This window comes from Aliikangiella maris (assembly GCF_040719265.1).
Lineage (GTDB): Bacteria > Pseudomonadota > Gammaproteobacteria > Enterobacterales > Kangiellaceae > Aliikangiella > Aliikangiella maris.
The window spans coordinates 53,193-70,959 of record NZ_JBFDAH010000008.1 but is presented as its reverse complement, the minus strand read 5'-3'; the positions used below and the strand labels follow the sequence as shown (position 1 = coordinate 70,959).

The window sequence follows — 17,767 nt, the reverse complement described above, 5'->3', positions numbered from 1 at the left end:
CATTAATGAATCTAGAGCAAAAACTTGTTCAGGAATTACAGAAAAATGAACAAGTCCTGCAGATTGTAGCTGTTGAAGATTTAGAGAAAGAATATCAAGCACGAAAAAATAAATTTAAGTCGGGCGCAGCTTATGTCGCTCCAATTAAAGATGCAGTTGCAGCTGGAAAAATTATCAAAGAGTTTGGTATTAAAGCCACTAAGGTTGTAATAAAACAGTATGCAGGCAAAAAGTACGTCATAATCAAGGGATATCCTGGTGCACGGAATGTATTAACAGGTACACGTTATTTAGCAAGCAACCCAAAAGTGGTACGAATGGCAATTGGCCCAAAGGGTATTGTTAAAAGTGTAAAAGGTGGATTTGCCATCACAGTAGTTCTGTCAGTCGGCATCGAAGTATTTGACTATTTAATTCGTGATACTGCGACACTCTCTCACCTATTAGGAACAGTAACCAGTGATCTTATAAAAATCGGTATCAGCACCATTGCCGGTGCAGTCGCGGGTTTAGCAGTAGGCTCAGCGGCTATTATAGGTTCTATTGCAGCAGCGCCTCTCATTGCTGCAATTGCAGTTGGCGTAATGACTGGTATTGTCCTAGATAAAATAGACAGTCACTTTGGGGCAACTAAAGCACTGATTCAAGCATACGATAACATTGGTGTTCGCCTAAGAGAAATAAAATGGGAATTTAATCGAAACATGCGTTTTCTTGAAGAAAACCCACAATGGATCCCATGCTTATTTGGCCCTTGTAGAGTCAGAGGGTATTAATGAAACAAAAAAATGCGCAATTCATTTTTATTGGCTTCAATTTGCTAACTTGTTGCGCAATTATCTTTTTAGCCTACGATACTTGGCGAATTTATAACGAAATCAATCAGGTAATCATCCCAATTGAATTTGATAATGGTCAATATTATCTGATACTAATGACGGCTTTTTGGGTTCTATATGGAATCCAATGGGCCGGTCTACGAACCCAACAATTCAATTTACGCTATTCGACACAATCCCTGTTAGACAAAATGGCGAAGTTTATTCATCAAAAACATTTACCAATTCTAATATTCTGGTTCACGTTGTGTCTGCTGCTTGCCAATATTCTCCCTTACGTTATCGAAGACAAGCTCATACAGGCAGGCTATATTCCCTGCAAGAACACAAGAGCAATCTCGCCTGTGTCTAAAGGCCACAACTATTTATATTCCAAAAATGATTGTTAAACAAAAGTTAGTCAGTTCAAACAATAAATTAAAAGTTTTTCTTATTTATCAAATCATATCAATTGATAGTCTTTCTTCTTTCACCAACTTATCCTAGAAGCATATCATTAAGTCCATCAGAAGCAAGAAAAAAATATCCATGTCGATATCTACCTATCTAAATAGATAGATTAATATTTCACTCTATTAACACGACTAATAACTCTCATTTAATTTTTATTAATATTCAACAACTTACCAATCATTCCATAGTTATTCAGAGTTGGCACGCTGTTTGATATAGATAATGCGTAATGAATTGTTTGTGAGTGTTTCTATAGAGCACCGCGGTGCGTGAGGTTGTACCAACACGTATTCCACAATTTACTACATCAACTTAAAAATTGCAGAAACTCTGATAACAGATTTTCTGACCAACAATTTGTTTAGTAGCTCAGTTGGTAGAGCATTAGCTTAAGGCGCTAATTGTCGCAGGTTCAACTCCAGCCTAAACCAGGATGTCGCTCATCGGTCGAGCAACAGATTGCAAATCTGTGTATGTGGGTTCGATTCCCATCATCTAATAAAAAGTCGACGACTCGACAAATGATAACAAGCTGTTATTAACCACTGAATCGGTTAATGCATAAAACACAATACAAAGTCAGCAAGCAGGATGCTTCCTTTTTGTATCCTGTTTTAATGCCTTCTGATTAAAGTTAATCCCCCTTGTTATCAATTTTACAATCGACATTTGATGTCAATGAAAAAGGAAAACTATCATGTTTACATTGCGAAAAACGCTAATTTTAGCTGAGAACCAAAGAGCATACTTAATGCGAAACAAACAGTTTGAGCGTTTTATCCCACAAGGAAAACATCAATTTTGGGATTTAAAAAATGAGATCACATTTGAAATATTTGATATTAATACAATCTATTACTCTGAAAAGCTGGCTAAATCACGGGTAAAACAGCATCCAGAAATTGCCGAACAACTTCACGATTGGCGTATTGCCAATGATGAAGTCGGTTTACTCTATGTCAATGAATTGTTAATGGGCATCGTTGCGCCCGGTGAACGTGTTTTCATTTGGAAAGACTGCGGTGAGGTAAGATTACAGCGTATTAATATCGGAAAGCAAATAGCAGTTGACCCCAACTTGTTGACTGAGATTATAAGAAGAAATGCAAACAATACTGCAACTATGATCAAAACAGCAAGTACTAAAGTTGTTCAACCTATAGCAGAAATAGAAATTTCTCGCGATCAACTTGGATTATTATATTTAGATGGCCAGTTAACGAGCGCACTAAAACCAGGTAAATATGGTTTTTGGCGGTTGAATCGTGATGTGCAGGTAAAATTGTATAATGCAAAAACAGTAACGCATGAAGTCAGCGGTCAAGAAATATTAACCAAGGATCGAGTAAGCTTAAGAATTAATCTTTCAGCAAATACCTGCTTATTTGATGCGATTAGATCAGCAGAAAGAGTAATCGATGTGAATGACTTTATTTATAAGTCAATTCAACTAGCGTTAAGAGAAGCCGTAGGTACTCGTACACTAGACGAATTGCTACAAGATAAAATGTTCATCAATGAAACGGTGAGAGAGCTCGTTGAACAAGATTTACTCGCAGTTGGCATTAAGCTAGAACGGGTCGGTGTAAAAGATATTATTTTACCCGGAGAGATGAAGAACATTTTAAACCAGGTGGTTGAAGCGCAAAAATCCGCAGAAGCTAATGTCATTAAAAGAAGAGAAGAAACGGCTGCTACTCGAAGCTTACACAACACAGCCAAAATGATGGAGAATAACCCTACGTTAATGCGATTAAAAGAACTTGAGTCTTTAGAGAAAATTGCAGAGAGGGTAGAAAGTATTAAAGTATATGGTGGACTCAATGGTCTACTTAACAATACATTGAATTTACAAACACAAAAAACGTGAATTGGTTTTATGTCAGACGTTATTTAGATAAAAATAGTCCAACTATCATAAATTTATTTATCAAAATTTCATCCTGACTTATTAAAAAAGAGTTTTATTATGAGCACAACAAGAAACAGTCAGCCTAGTCAAGCAACAACAGTAATTATTCAAGAAAAAATAAAACAAATAGAAGAGAAATATCAGGTAACTATTCTCTATGCTTGTGAATCAGGAAGCAGAGCATGGAACTTTGCTTCACCTAATAGCGATTATGATATTCGATTTATTTATGCTCACCAACCAGCATGGTATTTACAAGTTGACAAGGAATATCAACGAGATGTTATTGAGCTACCGATTGTTGATGAATATGATATTAATGGATGGGAGCTCCAAAAATCGCTCAAGCTATTGAAAAAATCCAATCCTACTTTGCTAGAGTGGATTTCATCACCGATAGTTTATCGCAATATCAAAGGGTTTAAGCAAGAAGCAAATGCTTTATCTGATAAATATTTTTGTGCCAGATCATGTTTTTATCATTATCAACACATGGCTAAAAATAACTATCGAGAGCATTTAAAACAATCAACAGTAAGATTAAAAAAATACTTTTATGTATTGCGTCCATTATTTGCAATGCGATGGCTTGAGAAAAAATTAACCAAGATCCCCATGCAATTTAATGAACTGCTAAACAGTATGTGTGATAACAAACAAGTGCGGTCTTTAATTGAAGAGTTGCTGATTATTAAGGAATCGGTAGATGAAAAATATTATCAACCGGCTCAACCAATGCTCAACAAATACATTGAAAATGAACTAAATAATATTGAACAGCGAGCACAGACTCTAGATAAAAACATTAAAGACTATCACGCTATCAATCAGTTTTTTATACGTTGGCTTGGCCAATAAAGGAAGTTAACATGAAAATCAATTATGAAACTTTTGCAATAGAAAATCATACGCCAATTAAAGCTTGGATTAATGGCGTTCCTTTTGAGGATGAGGCGAAAACACAGTTAACCAATATTTCTAAATTGGACTTTATTCATTCTCACATAGCAGTAATGCCTGATGTTCATATGGGAAAAGGCGCAACCATTGGCTCCGTCATTCCGTCAGTCAATGCAGTAATTCCTGCTGCAGTTGGTGTCGATATTGGTTGCGGAATGGTTGCGGTTAAAACCAGTTTAAATGCTCGACAATTACCAGATAATCTCTTTTCCGTTCGCTCGGCATTTGAATCAGCGATTCCACATGGACGAACACCCAGTGCGAGAGGTCGGCGTAATCGAGACAAAGGTGCTTGGCATGACATTCCACAATTAGTCACTGACGAATGGGAAAAACTAGAGACTCGCTTTAACAAAATTTGTGAAAAGCATCCCGCTATAAAAAAGAGTAATCATATTATTCATTTAGGAACAATGGGGACTGGAAACCATTTTTTAGAATTATGTCTCGATGAGTTAAATGATGTCTGGATAATGTTACACTCAGGTAGTCGAGGTGTCGGAAACCGAATTGGGAACTATTTTATTGAGTTAGCGAAAAAAGACATGCAAATACATAATCTAAATTTACCCGACAAAGATTTGGCTTACCTCAAAGAAGGAACGCAATACTTTGCAGATTATGTTGAAGCAGTCGAATGGGCTCAAGAGTTTGCACGAATAAATCGTGAGATAATGATGACCAATGCGATACAAGCCTTACAAAAAGAAATGAAGGTTGCTTTTCGATGCGACGAACTGGCGGTTAACTGTCACCATAACTACATTTCTAGAGAGCATCACTTTGGTAAAGATTGTTTTGTTACCCGTAAAGGCGCAGTTAGTGCTAAAAAAGGGGAATTAGGTATTATTCCAGGTTCAATGGGAGCTCGCTCTTATATTGTTAGAGGATTGGGAAATCCAGATAGTTTTCATAGTTGTTCTCACGGTGCTGGCAGAGTGATGTCTCGTACAAAAGCGAAAAAGCAATTTACTATTGAAGATCAGATTCAAGCGACATACGGTGTGGAATGCCGTAAAGATGCCTCGGTGATTGATGAAATTCCGATGGCTTATAAAGATATTGATAAGGTTATGCAAGCACAGCAGGATTTGGTCGAAATCGTGCACACCTTAAAGCAAGTCGTGTGTGTAAAGGGGTAAAGTTCCCCTTTATCTACAATTTAGAAAATCTTATGATGGAGCTAAATCAACGCCAAATTCTGAATCAAAATTACCAGGCTTTCCACGAGTTTCTTCTCCTCCTAACCGAATAACAGCAGGTGGATTCCACATTTTAGCTTTATTAGACGGTATTGCATCCTTCATTTTAGTTAACTCAATCTTATCATCGATATCTTTCATCTTATTTTTCACCTGTTACACTGAGTTTAAAACTTTCTTTAATTGATGATCAATTCTTACACTATTAAAGTTAGTTGATTATTGCTAATTAATCTATGAAAATTTAAAATCGAATATGTCCAGATATAGCAAATCTAGATGATATAAAATTAGAAACTGGCATATCGACGGGTGTCACCCCATGAAAAAAGTGAGATGGAAAAATAATTAATTGATTATCAACCGGTATGTAGCGTGTAAATCTTTCTTGATGATACTGATGATTTTCGTTGTTACAATTAGAATCAAACAATATCAAATCTCCTCCCGTAAAATTTTTAGGTAAATTATAAAAATAATAAATCCAGCTAAGCACCCGTACACCACCTCGTATTTTATAGAAGCCATCTTGATGAATATGAAAAAATCCGCCTTTGGGATGTACTGTTAACTTTAATTCAAATTCCTTTATCGCCAACTTTTCAAGTAAAAAATTATTTAATAAACCATCAACCTTAGGTGCTAATTTCCTAATAAACAATTGTTTCTCATTATCATTCAATTTAAAAAACTTTGTGTATCGCTTAGTTTTGTCTATTTCAGAGCGATCGCCATAAAAAATTCCATCATCTTTAAATGATGATTCATGACGAATGACTTTACTAATAAAATAGTCGTGCTCAGCACGGTTTAAAAATTCTGAATATATTTTAAATGATGCTGGCTTTACCTGGTTAGTATCATAATCTCTTTGATCGATTTTATTTTTTATAAATAGTCTATATAAATAATTCGCATTTTTGTCATAAGGATAGATGCTTAACCATTTTTTCAGATATTTTTTTACGGAATAAAAATCTCCAACACATCGATTCAAGTTGACAATTTGTTGAAATATATTACTTGAAGGTTTAGATTCAACTCGCTCTATTAGTTTTTTTAATAGTTCTTTAACTAGCAATTTATTGGTTAAATAGCTAACCGACAATGGAAACTTATCGTTATTACTTTCAATCAAACCTTCAAGTAAAGACTGTTCAGAGACAACAGACTTTTTGATAGTATTCATAACATAAGGCTCTTTCTTTTTGATTTTCTGAATTATCTTTTTGATTATTAACATCAATAGGATATAGACACATTTTCTCCCCAGTTTTTGCATTAAATGAAAGGCACTGAAGAATACGCTTATTATCATCATTCGGTTTAACGTTAAACCATCTAGTTATCTGGTTAAACGCTTCAAGATCGGATAAAACTAATTTTTCATATTCAGCAATCAACCCTTTAAACTGTTGAAAATAGTCAATTATCATTTGATATTGATGCGTTAAGAGCAATTCGATTTGCTTTAATTTATTATATGGTAAAATTTCATGTTTTAATCGAAAGCTCTTTTTTAAAACTTTATTACTACACCAGCCAGCAGGCTTGCTAGTTAATGAGTGAATAACATCTTCTGGTTTTCGTAATAAGTATACCCATGGCACTTTAGCATAAGGTTTATGAAACCAGGATATATTAAGGCTTGAATGACTGGTAAATTTAATAATGCAGGCTTTCTTTTCTTTCAAGGCATAAAGACAATAAAAATGAACAACTAATTGATATAACCACTTTCGACAATCCTCATCAATTAATGTGTCTGCAAATATTTTATTAATTAATCCACTTTCTCTTATTACCAAACACTTCTCCGTTGATTGCAGCATATTACACAGTAAAGTTGATCCACATCGCGCACTATGAAATATTAAACCTGCAGGTTTTAATAGTTTTTTTAACTGTAAATTTTGAAATGCAATCAGCTTTCGTTCAGCATTCAACTCAATTAGCTTATTCTCTGTTTGAAACAAAAATGGCTCATCAACCGCTTGCATATTAATACGAATAAAATCAATAAATAACTGCCCTTTAAAAACAAGATAATCTCGAGGAATATAGTCCCACAAATCATTCTCACTACAACTATTTATACTCTTTATTCGCATATCATACCCACATACTAATTATCAAAATTCATTTCTAAATAATATTCCCGTTCTAGATCTAACAAAAAACTTAAATTATTATTAAGTATTGGGTCATTTGCGCTCAAACATTTCTTTAATTTATCAAGACAGCTATATTGCTTAATCAATTGACTATTTTTTAGCTCATCTTCAAATTTTGACTTAAAACCAGCTAATTCATTATGAGTTACTATCGGATGGTTTACATCTGATTTTTTCCGATTTCTATTTTTTTCCGTCGTATATCCTTTTAAAATCTTTCTAAATGGATACCGTTCAATACCATTTTTAATTTTTAGATATCCGGGTAAGCTGTGCACAAATTCAACTAGATCAATATCAAGCATTGGAAATCGATACTCCAATCGATGTTGGCGCCCAGACATTTCCATTGTCATCAGTCGGTATTGTAAACTCGTATTAAAGAGTTCATATTTTTCCTTTGATCGAGTAGAAAGCTTTTTAGTTTGAAAATTTTTTTCTAAGAAACTTTCTTTTAGGTTATACTTTTCAATCCAATGGTTATTCAAAAAATGGTACGCCACGCGCTGTTTTCTCGATTTAGTTAATCCATCAAACTGTTTATCATAATAATTAAAAGCATAAGGGAAGTGGTTTTTAATTAGCAACTGGATTATCATAGCGTATGCATTACCCCCCCTTTTTCTCAAGTATCTCTTGTGCAAAACTTTCCATAGTTTTTTTAGTTCGAAAGATTGTGCCAGCTCATTAAAATATGAATCACCATAAGTTGTTGCACAGTGATCACCTCCCCAACCGGATAATAATGTGCGAATATTATTTTTTTCAGCCAGAGATAACCGAACAAACTCTAACCCAAGAGAAGGAACAACGAGCCCCAAGTTGTTAAACAATTTACTCAAGCAATCTTTACTTAGTTTTTTTTGTTGTTCTAAGTTTAAATCATGCCAAACTGGTTGCAAATTTTTATGTAAATTTATCATGTCAAAAATATCCCTATAAGTTCTCTCCCATTTTTTACTATTACCAGCTGTTAGCCGTTCACATTGATAAGAAAAAGTCATTATGGATTGATTCTGCATAAATTTTGCGGCAAAGCCAACAATTCCATTTGAATCTAACCCTTCACTAAGCTCGGCACCAATGGGATACTCACTTAAAACTCTTGATTCTACAGCTTTTTTGAACCTTGATTTTAGCTCAATAATAAGATCTCTTTCAGATAAACCTTGCCAAGTATTAACAGTTTTTAGCGACCAGTATTGCGATAAAAAAACACCATCTCTATTAATTACCATACAATGTGCTGGCGGTAATGTTTTAATGGCAGAACATGGTGAGCTCAATTGACGTGGCCCTAACCCCCACAGCTTTTCAATCAGCCACTGCTCATCAATTTGTTTTTTGTTAAACCAATTGGCGGTAAAAAATGCATTATGCTCATTTGAAATCATTATGCCATCATCAGTTAAAGCATAAAATAAGCTTTTCACACCAAAATGATCTCGGCCACAAAAAAATGCTTGTAAACTATCATCCCAAATAATAAAAACAAAGTCGCCTTTAAAATAGTTGACACATGATTTATTCCAACGAATATAAGCCATTAAAATTAATTGACTATCGGTAATTTTTTTTGTTTGTAAGGCGCATTGATTAATCTGTTGAGACAACTCACCAATTAACCAATTCCGATTATCCAAACGAGTATTTGCACAAATTGACAAGTTATTTTTTTTACAAGAATAAACTTCGTCTACTATTGAATTTGACGTATTAAACAATTGTGCTTTGGCTAAAGCAACTTGTCCTTTAACATTTTTTTTATTCTGCCAAATTGATTGTTTATCGGGCTGCCAATAGTCAGAGGAAGCCAACATTCGTCTAATTATCGGCTGTATCCGATGTTGTTCAATATTCCAAATATGGCAGGCATGAATGCTACTCATCAAACACAGTCCATAACTCAATTAAATTGCTATTCATTATTCATTATTCATTATTCATTATTCATTATTCATTATTGAACTATGCGACGAACTGCTGAGCTAAGTCTTGCTTAATAGCCTGTATCATCTCATTTAGCATAAATGGCTTTGCAGGCCGACTCAAGCGTGTAATATTTACCTGAGCAGCCAAATTTGCACAAAGTTTAAGATGTTGTTTAGTTAATCCTAATCCGGCTAAATAGAACTTTCGGTAAGTATGACATCGAAGGGGAATAAACTTTTTCATACCAAATATTCGTTCAAATTTAAAAGTATTCTCTTGATGAACATTGAGTTCATAAATTGCGCGAATCGGTAGCGCTTGTTTACAAAAACCGGTACTTAATGAAAAATTAAATTTTGTCTGATGCAAATTGATTCTTTTACCATTTTCTTGCTTTATTCCAAGTCGTTTAATACTATCATCCCAAAGCTTTAGTTGCGGTATCGCAGGTTCAACCTGCATATTATGATTAATAACTGTTAGATCATCAGTCAAAATTGAGCACCCTGCCTGAAGAAAGCCAGCAGCTAACGTTGACTTTCCTTGGCCCGACTTTCCCATAAAAATAATACAGCCATCTTCAACCTGAATTGCATTTGCATGTAATACCAGACTCCCACGTTGATGCATTATGATGCCAAGACATGTGCCTAATAAATAAAGTAATATATCTTGCTGTTCAGCGCCTTCCTCAGGCTGATAAAGAATTAAATTTCCATATCCGACATAAAAACTTGCAATATTTTCCACACAAAACCAAAGCTCATTATTTTGCTGATACGAAACAGGAATATAAGGATTATTATTAGAAGGTTGCGAACTTTTAATAAGCTCATTATTAAATAGCTGATTGTCAATAGCTTGCTGACGAATTGTAATTTGAATATCAGTTCCTTCGCTCGTAATAGCAGGTAACTGAATATCACTTTCTATATTTAGCCCGAAAATTGAATACACCGGCATCGCCTACACCCTGTCTTTTTATCTATAACTTATTTGTTTTTTATCAGATTTTTATCTCGGAAATATCAGCTTAGTTAAAAAGCTTAAGCCAATCTAGCATCAGTTTATTTATCAAATATTCTAATTCACTGACCATTCGCTATTAATTTGAATAGTGTTAATTTGTTAATTTGTTAATTTGTTAATTATCTAGACTATATTTAACTATAGTCAAAAAAATTGATCTCCATAAGTTAATGAATAGTTTTATTAAGATTACCTACCCGACCTATAAACGAATCGGGAACTTTCTATCGATAGTTGAATTAAATCTACTCGTTCGGCAACTTGAGATACACAACCATTGGCAAGCTCATGTGAATCAACAAGCTTATCAAGGTTCCTGGGACGTGATTGCATTACGTGCAAAAAAAGAATTTCAAAATGCTCACCCAATTTTACAGTGCTTTTCCCATGAGAGTGGTGATAGCAAAGATGAATGGACTAATTTACCTATTATTAATCAATACCCACCTATAAAAGGACTATTGTCACGCATGACGTGCCCAATAAAATCAGTAAGGTTCATGCGTTTACATGGCTACTCTTCAATATTGCCACATCGCGACCCTGGTGTCGGTTTAAATAGCGGCGAAGCACGACTGCATATTCCCATTAGTTTTCCGCATGGTACACAGTTTATAGTTGCAGGGAAAAGTGTACCAATGATTCCAGGAGAACTGTGGTACATCGATGCGGATCGTGAGCATAGTGTGGTGAATAGCTCTGCAGAATGTCGCACTCATTTAGTTGTTGACTGTATTGCTAATGATTGGCTTAAGAACATGATTGTTAGCTAACTTGCGGTGCAACAGAGACCCACGATTGCATTAGAAGGTTGCCAGAAATAATCAAGCATTAGATAAAAGAAGATGATACAAAAAATCAGAAATCTCCATTTGTAATGATTTTAAAAAAATCTCTCACATTTATTAAATTACTTTGGTCTAGCGAGATTTATTGTCTATGCTGTATTAAAAACACGCTTAAGATAACCAATATCAGGCTAATTGGAAAACGCATGGATTCTTATAATTATAATAATTTGAAGTCGTTAATTGGACAGGTCATTAACGTTATCGATAACGCCAATCATCAGGCAACATTAGTGATAACCGATGTTATACGTTCTCAAATAAATGGTGATGAGTGGGATGCATTCTCCGTCATTTATCAGGGTAGTTCAGACTTTCATATTCCACAGGGAACCTACACTTTGGTGCATCCAGAGTTTGGTGAAAAGCAATTATTTTTAACACCTAACAGCGAGAACGAATACGAAACGGTAATTACCAGAAAAAAACAAGCCGTAGTTTAATACTATCGTTAAATTTTCATCTATGGTTGCCAGGTCATTAGCTGATAAAAGTCATTATTAATATTTTTGCTATCAGATTGTTTAAACCCCAGGCGTTCATAAAATTTAACGGCTCTACTTGTAGAGTCAACATGTAGAGAAACACGACCGCGCGTTGCGCAGGCAGGAAATATAACCTGATTAAATAGATAATTACCTAAACCCTGACATTGTTTTTCAGGTAATAAAGAAATATCAACAACTCGAATATTGATAGAGGAGTAATCTACAAAAAGACGACCAATCTTTTGTTCATTTTCGTAGAGAATATAAAAGCAATCATTATTATAAAAACTGACATAATGCTTTAATTGTGCAAAAAACTGCTGCTCGATAAAAATATTTTTCTGAGCCTCTGATAAAGGTAAAACAGCGAGTTCGCTCATGCGGGTAGACTCATATAATGAAAGCATAAAGGGAATATCTTCATCCGTATATTTTTTGAAGATGAGTGTATTTTTCCAATATTCAGAATCAGTCATTTTCTTATACCCGTTATTGCTTACTATTGCATAAACACAAAGCAGTATAACCGAATTTTTATATGATGAAACGATCGACCTATTAATCAGACAGCAAACTACTGTAATGGAGAGGCAACATGGCAGAACCCTATATTAGTGAGATTCGAATGTTTGGCTTCAATTGGCCTCCTCGAGGATGGGCTAAATGTGATGGTCAATTATTACCAATTAATCAAAATCAATCACTGTACGCTTTACTTGGTACAACTTACGGCGGGGATGGACAAACAACTTTTGCATTACCTGATTTACGTGGACGCACTCCCATTAACTTTGGTGATTATATTGATCCAGTTATACCAGGCGAAATTGTCTATCAACTTGGCAGTCATTACGGTAAGGAAAATGTCACACTCAGTTCAGCGGAATTAGCCGCACACACGCATATCATTAGAGGAACAACTGAAAATAGTAACTCTCGATCTTTTACCAATGCTATTTTTGCTACTGCAATCGACAGAGGTACCGGTAATCCCTCGGACTTTTATGGAAGCGATGACAATCTGGTTGCACTCAATCCGGTAGGCGTCACTCAAAACGGTGGTGGCGAAGCACATTACAATATGCAGCCATCTTTAGTCGTTAATTTTTGTATTTCTTTAACCGGCGTTTTTCCGTCGCGTAACTAGTCTGAAGGAGTCAACTAATGAGTGATCCATTCTTAGGTGAAATTCGCATGTTCGGTGGTAACTTTCCACCAAGACAATGGGCATTTTGCAATGGCACGTTGCTTGAAATCGCCAACTACAATGCACTTTTTTCATTAATTGGTACTATTTATGGTGGTGACGGACGTTCAACTTTTGCACTTCCTGATATGCGTGGCAGAATACCATTGCACTATGGAACTGGTCCGGGCTTAACTCCCAGGTTAATTGGTTCAAAATTTGGAACTGAACAGGTTCAACTGAGTATTAGTGAAATTCCAAGTCATAACCATTCCATTCAGGCCAGTAAGTCATCCGCACAATCCAGCAATCCCGGGCAAGATTTACCCGCTTCGCAAATTGACGGCGATCAGCCCTATACATCTGTTCCAACTGATCCAGCACGTTTTCAAACAATGAGCAGTGAAACCGTTTCTTCATCAGGAGGTAGTCAACAACATTATAATATGATGCCCTACCAATCCATCAGCTTTATCATCTGTATAAACGGTCTTTACCCACCACGCAACTAGGAGAAAAACCATGTCCGAACCATTTATTGGCGAAATCAGAATATGGGGTTGTAATTATGCTCCAAGAAACTGGGCAATCTGCAATGGTGGCTATTTACAAATTAGCGAGTTTAGTGCGTTATTCGCAATTATTGGTACGCTATATGGCGGTGATGGTCGAACTAATTTTAGGCTACCAGATTTACGGGGTCGATCACCGATGCATTGGGGAAATGGCCCAGGTTTGACATATCGTCCCATCGCAGAGAAGGCTGGAGTCGCGACTGTGCCCTTAACCGAAAACGAAATTCCGATGCATGATCATGTTGTCCATGGTGCAGTACAATTAGGCTCATCTCCCGAGCCTTCTCCATCTTATATGCTTGGCGTTGATCCCAACGAAACGGAAATTATCAGTTTTATGTCGAAAAACGTATCAGCCAATACGACCATGTCTAATTCGATGTTTTCAACAACCGGTGAAAGTCAACCCCATGAAAATAGACAACCTTTACTGAGTTTAAACTTTTGTATTGCACTCGATGGTATTTTTCCACCAAGAAACTAATTGAAAACTTTAAATAATACTCTGATATCTTGTTTGCTCTACCATGCCTATACAGGAGAAAAATATCAATATGAGCAAATAAGATATCGTATCATAATTCTGAGAGAAAGATTTTATAAAAAATCTTTTACAAAATGAGATAAATCCGTATTAGATCTAAGAATTGAATGAAACTAGATAAACAGAAAATTTCATTTACTATAAAAGAGAAGCTAACTATTTTTCTGGCACCATCAATGTTTTGTATTTTAATTATAATATTAGTCAATATTCGTGAAAATTATCAGATAACGGCATTGCTAACATTACCTGGCACGCCACTCATTGATTCAAAAAACATATCGCTTAAAAAATTTGATCCAGCACTACGCAAATCAATTGCCAGACAATATCTTTCATCACAAAAACAGGTCACGTTCAGCCAACAACAAAAAATTGCAATGATACAAACAGATCAATTTATACTTCAATTCATCGAAAAATTTCAATTAAAACCCCTTTTATTTGCTGAGCAATGGGATTCAGAGCATCAAACTTGGCAAAAAAAACAAAGCTATGGTTTTCGCTCTTTACTACGTCGGATATTTAATCCAAACGAAGACTTGCAAATTGCAAATGAATATATACCTAAAGACTACTTAGTAGTTAAAAAATTCAAAAAATCATTATTTGTTCAATACAACAATCAAAATAATTTAATGAAAGTCACCTTGAGATGGCCGGATGCCAAACAAGGTAGTATGGTGTTATCTAATTGGATTACATTTACTAATGATTATTTTTATCAACAAAAAAAGCAAGATTTAATACTTAGAAAATCTCGACTAATTGAGCAAAAAGACATTAAAAAAAATATCAAAATCACTAAATTAATTGATATACTATTGGCTGACATTATCCAACAAGAACAATTAAACAATCCAATATTATACCCTGAATTTAAAACGTTTATTTCACCCAGAACGCCAGAAGAACAATATTTTCATTTTCCCAAAAGTGGTGTTTTAGTAGCCTATATAATTGGACTGACATTATCATTTTTGCTAGTTATTATTAGAAAGCTTAGACAAAAAAATAAAGAGAAAAATCTGTCAACACTCGAACCAAACAAGTTTGATAAAAGTGTCGCATGCTGCTCTCATCAATCACAATAATCTTCTCTCATTTTTTCCAAAAGCAATGTGACTGAACTATAATTAACTAAGTTGAAGTGCCTAATTGAAGGTTTCAATCTACATTATGATAAAAATGAATGCAAATAATATAGAAACAAATCAATATCCTCATTTATCAGAGATTACTTTACTGGCACTTCTTAACTTGCCAAAACTAAATGCCTCACAAATAGAGCAGTGCAATCAATTAATCCAACATGTCGACGACTTCGACAATTTATTAGCAAAAATTAATTATCATCGCACCTGGCCTTGTACCTACCTTAATATCAAGCAATATTTTACTCACTTATTTCCATCCTCATTCTTAGAGAGGCTGGCAGAAATCAATCGAAAAATAAACTATAAAATTCTCGACCAGACACATATCAATAGCCAAATACTCTCGGCATTAGAAAAAAACAAAATATCAGCAGTCACCTTAAAAGGCTATCCACTAGCTAAAAAACTCTTTGGAAACATCACAAAGCGTTATGCAAAAGATTTAGATTTATTGATCGATGAAAAGGACATTTTAAAGGCTTATAAAACAGTCAAAGCCTTAGGGTTTAGAGCATTACCTTATGATGATTTTGACAAATATCAAAGAGAAAAATATTTGAAGTTTATAAAAGACATCGTGCTATACAAGGGCAATCAAGTCGTCGAATTACATGTTAGGTTAAACAATGACTCTTCGTTACTTTCACAACAACTTACACCTAAACTACTCAACCAGACTAATGATGAATACGATGAATTAATCTATATCTGTGCTCATGCCAGTCATTCTATTTTCCACCGAATAAAATGGTTAACCGATATCGTTCTCTTAATTCAACTAAACACAAAAAGTCAATCATTTTGCTTACAGAAATTAATTAGTAAAGCCACTGCTTACGGTGAGCTTAATGCTTTGATCTGTAGCTGGGTGCTTGTATCAATTATTTATAGAATAGCATTACCGATAGAGATATCATCAATATTTAACCATAACAAAAAACTTCAATTAGTCATAAATCAATATTTTAGTTACTTTAATAATTTGACGAAAGAAACTGATTTGAATTCTATATTAAATCAATTAAAAATGAAATTAATCCTCACCTCAAATTTAACAGAAAAAATAAAGTACCTATCTTTTTACTTAAAGCCGACTACCGCAGACTTTATATCTTTTAGACTTCGCTCTAATAAGTTATTCTTTTTATATTACCTATTTCGTCCTTTCAGATTAATCAATCGGCATTTATTAAATAACAAAAAGCTATAGATTGTGCTAGCTATCATTAGTAGCAAAACTCATTGTTAATATCAATTGTCACCATATGCGGAACCACAGACCAATTAAAGTTTCCTTCCAATAGTTTTACGCCATCTGTGGCAACGGCAAAATCCCATCCAATATAACGAATATCTATAAACGCAGTGTGCGCTTTTCTAGCTAGTTCGACAATTGTGTTCCAGCCGGGTAGCCGCTGGCCATCAATAGAACAATCATTATCCGTTAAACAATTTGAAATGTTTTTTAACAGACCAGTCTGACAATCGATATCGTATACGGAGAAATGAGAATTTTTGGTTAGTAGTGGCACTTCAAAAACAGCAAATAGTACAACAACTTGCTCATCTAAACACTTAGTTACCACTCTTACAGTTGCAATTTCTTTGTTATTTACCAACTCAAAAATAGCTTGATGGTTATAGAGTAACGGTTGAATAAGCATTTCTTGTTGACAAGCGCTCTGATAGATTTCTTTTCCTATGAGTTCTTTTCCAATAAACTCTTTTCCTGTTAAATGAATTGCATTCGAAATTTTTCCAGTTTCGACAGTTTGGTTAGCTAACTTTGTTAGCATATATTTATCATGTGAATTTATATATTTTAATCGATAGCAATTCTCCATTCGACTTCCTATTTTAGGCTTAATGAAGAGATCGCGTTTTGAAAATAATATTTTTTCGTCAAACTGATAAGGTGCCAGTATGCTATAAGTTTTAACAGTTGGTAATTTAAGCTTGGATAAAAGCTGAGAAAATGCCGCCTTGTTGGCCAATACCGATAAAGACTGCGCTTTTCTATTCGGTGATAATAATTCATGCCAATAGGGTAGTTCATGGGTATACACAAAGCTAAGCCATTTTACCTCAGGTATTTGATAAAGTCGGTACAAATAATAAAATTTTGCAGGAATAGTATGTCCATAAACTAAGACGAATAATTGAATACATTGTCGAGTTCTGGATACTTGATGCTTCTTTGAAAGTTTTTTACCACATTTGTTTAAAAGACGAAAAATATCTAGCCATCCCGAGAACAAATACCACCGACCAAAATTAAGAAAAATAATAAGATACCAGAGAACTCCAGAACGACTTTTCCAAATAGACATAAAACACGCTTGGTGTTGTTTTACCATTTTATTCTTTTCAGTTAAGAAATAACGCCAACTTAAAATACCGTAAGGTACACGCCTAAAAGCAACTCGTTTAATTTTTTTTATTAATATTTTAGTTTTATTGCTCATTAA

At 34.6% G+C, this 17,767-nt stretch carries 19 protein-coding genes and 2 tRNA genes; 14 read left to right on the top strand and 7 right to left on the bottom strand.

Features of this window, described 5'->3' with window-relative positions; all coding sequences use genetic code 11:
• Positions 1-5: 5 nt before the first annotated feature.
• The 7 genes from ABVT42_RS09410 to ABVT42_RS09380 all read left to right on the top strand — a co-directional run bounded on the left by ABVT42_RS09410 (position 6) and on the right by ABVT42_RS09380 (position 5,306).
• Positions 6-776 (top strand): hypothetical protein, encoded by a 771-nt coding sequence (locus ABVT42_RS09410; RefSeq protein WP_353874572.1) that lies wholly within the window; start codon positions 6-8, stop codon positions 774-776.
• On the top strand, positions 776-1,228 hold the full coding sequence (locus ABVT42_RS09405; protein WP_353874573.1) for a hypothetical protein: 453 nt from the start codon (positions 776-778) through the stop codon (positions 1,226-1,228). The genes ABVT42_RS09410 and ABVT42_RS09405 overlap by 1 nt, the downstream gene beginning before the upstream one ends.
• Positions 1,229-1,651: 423 nt before the next feature.
• Positions 1,652-1,723: transfer RNA gene (locus tag ABVT42_RS09400), tRNA-Leu, on the top strand.
• Positions 1,722-1,791: transfer RNA gene (locus ABVT42_RS09395), tRNA-Cys, on the top strand. Before ABVT42_RS09400 ends, ABVT42_RS09395 begins: the two co-directional genes overlap by 2 nt.
• Before the next feature lie 198 nt (positions 1,792-1,989).
• Positions 1,990-3,162: a slipin family protein gene (locus ABVT42_RS09390; protein WP_353874574.1), complete on the top strand. Its 1,173-nt coding sequence runs from the start codon at positions 1,990-1,992 to the stop codon at positions 3,160-3,162.
• Between the two features lie 99 nt (positions 3,163-3,261).
• Positions 3,262-4,062: a nucleotidyltransferase domain-containing protein gene (locus ABVT42_RS09385; RefSeq protein ID WP_353874575.1), complete on the top strand. Its 801-nt coding sequence runs from the start codon at positions 3,262-3,264 to the stop codon at positions 4,060-4,062.
• Positions 4,063-4,073: 11 nt separating this feature from the next.
• Entirely contained in the window at positions 4,074-5,306 is a 1,233-nt protein-coding gene (locus tag ABVT42_RS09380) for an RtcB family protein (RefSeq protein ID WP_353874576.1), read from the top strand.
• A 30-nt stretch (positions 5,307-5,336) separates the two neighbouring features.
• Here the strand turns inward: ABVT42_RS09380 and ABVT42_RS09375 are convergent, their stop codons facing one another.
• The 5 genes from ABVT42_RS09375 to ABVT42_RS09355 form a co-directional block, all read right to left on the bottom strand.
• Complete coding sequence (locus ABVT42_RS09375; RefSeq protein ID WP_353874577.1) at positions 5,337-5,507, bottom strand: hypothetical protein; 171 nt, start codon at positions 5,505-5,507, stop codon at positions 5,337-5,339.
• 103 nt (positions 5,508-5,610) lie between these two features.
• Positions 5,611-6,555 (bottom strand): 2OG-Fe(II) oxygenase, encoded by a 945-nt coding sequence (locus ABVT42_RS09370; protein WP_353874578.1) that lies wholly within the window; start codon positions 6,553-6,555, stop codon positions 5,611-5,613.
• A complete protein-coding gene (locus ABVT42_RS09365; protein WP_353874579.1) occupies positions 6,524-7,477 on the bottom strand; it encodes a hypothetical protein in 954 nt (317 codons plus the stop codon). The genes ABVT42_RS09370 and ABVT42_RS09365 overlap by 32 nt, the downstream gene beginning before the upstream one ends.
• Before the next feature lie 14 nt (positions 7,478-7,491).
• The gene (locus ABVT42_RS09360) at positions 7,492-9,360 is read right to left on the bottom strand and encodes an asparagine synthase-related protein (RefSeq protein WP_367023745.1); all 1,869 of its coding nucleotides are present in this window, start codon (positions 9,358-9,360) and stop codon (positions 7,492-7,494) included.
• A 148-nt stretch (positions 9,361-9,508) separates the two neighbouring features.
• Positions 9,509-10,435: a hypothetical protein gene (locus ABVT42_RS09355; RefSeq protein ID WP_353874581.1), complete on the bottom strand. Its 927-nt coding sequence runs from the start codon at positions 10,433-10,435 to the stop codon at positions 9,509-9,511.
• 236 nt (positions 10,436-10,671) lie between these two features.
• Between ABVT42_RS09355 and ABVT42_RS09350 the strand changes: the two genes are divergently transcribed.
• On the top strand, positions 10,672-11,274 hold the full coding sequence (locus ABVT42_RS09350; RefSeq protein ID WP_353874582.1) for an aspartyl/asparaginyl beta-hydroxylase domain-containing protein: 603 nt from the start codon (positions 10,672-10,674) through the stop codon (positions 11,272-11,274).
• Between the two features lie 221 nt (positions 11,275-11,495).
• Positions 11,496-11,792: a DUF6916 family protein gene (locus ABVT42_RS09345; protein WP_353874583.1), complete on the top strand. Its 297-nt coding sequence runs from the start codon at positions 11,496-11,498 to the stop codon at positions 11,790-11,792.
• A gap of 20 nt (positions 11,793-11,812) precedes the next feature.
• On the opposite strand, the gene ABVT42_RS09340 is transcribed toward ABVT42_RS09345, so the two are convergent.
• Entirely contained in the window at positions 11,813-12,313 is a 501-nt protein-coding gene (locus ABVT42_RS09340) for a GNAT family N-acetyltransferase (protein WP_353874584.1), read from the bottom strand.
• 119 nt (positions 12,314-12,432) lie between these two features.
• On the opposite strand from ABVT42_RS09340, the gene ABVT42_RS09335 reads away from it, so the two are divergent.
• The 5 genes from ABVT42_RS09335 to ABVT42_RS09315 all read left to right on the top strand — a co-directional run bounded on the left by ABVT42_RS09335 (position 12,433) and on the right by ABVT42_RS09315 (position 16,509).
• A complete protein-coding gene (locus ABVT42_RS09335) occupies positions 12,433-12,984 on the top strand; it encodes a phage tail protein (RefSeq protein WP_353874585.1) in 552 nt (183 codons plus the stop codon).
• A 17-nt stretch (positions 12,985-13,001) separates the two neighbouring features.
• A complete protein-coding gene (locus tag ABVT42_RS09330; protein WP_353874586.1) occupies positions 13,002-13,535 on the top strand; it encodes a phage tail protein in 534 nt (177 codons plus the stop codon).
• A 10-nt stretch (positions 13,536-13,545) separates the two neighbouring features.
• Positions 13,546-14,082: a phage tail protein gene (locus ABVT42_RS09325; protein WP_353874587.1), complete on the top strand. Its 537-nt coding sequence runs from the start codon at positions 13,546-13,548 to the stop codon at positions 14,080-14,082.
• A 167-nt stretch (positions 14,083-14,249) separates the two neighbouring features.
• On the top strand, positions 14,250-15,236 hold the full coding sequence (locus ABVT42_RS09320) for a hypothetical protein (RefSeq protein ID WP_353874588.1): 987 nt from the start codon (positions 14,250-14,252) through the stop codon (positions 15,234-15,236).
• A gap of 94 nt (positions 15,237-15,330) precedes the next feature.
• Complete coding sequence (locus ABVT42_RS09315; protein ID WP_353874589.1) at positions 15,331-16,509, top strand: nucleotidyltransferase family protein; 1,179 nt, start codon at positions 15,331-15,333, stop codon at positions 16,507-16,509.
• Positions 16,510-16,525: 16 nt separating this feature from the next.
• Here ABVT42_RS09315 and ABVT42_RS09310 read toward each other — a convergent pair whose 3' ends face one another.
• Positions 16,526-17,764 carry a sugar-transfer associated ATP-grasp domain-containing protein gene (locus ABVT42_RS09310; RefSeq protein WP_353874590.1) on the bottom strand — a complete coding sequence of 413 codons (1,239 nt, stop codon included), beginning with the start codon at positions 17,762-17,764 and terminating at the stop codon, positions 16,526-16,528.
• Between the last annotated feature and the right edge of the window lie 3 nt (positions 17,765-17,767).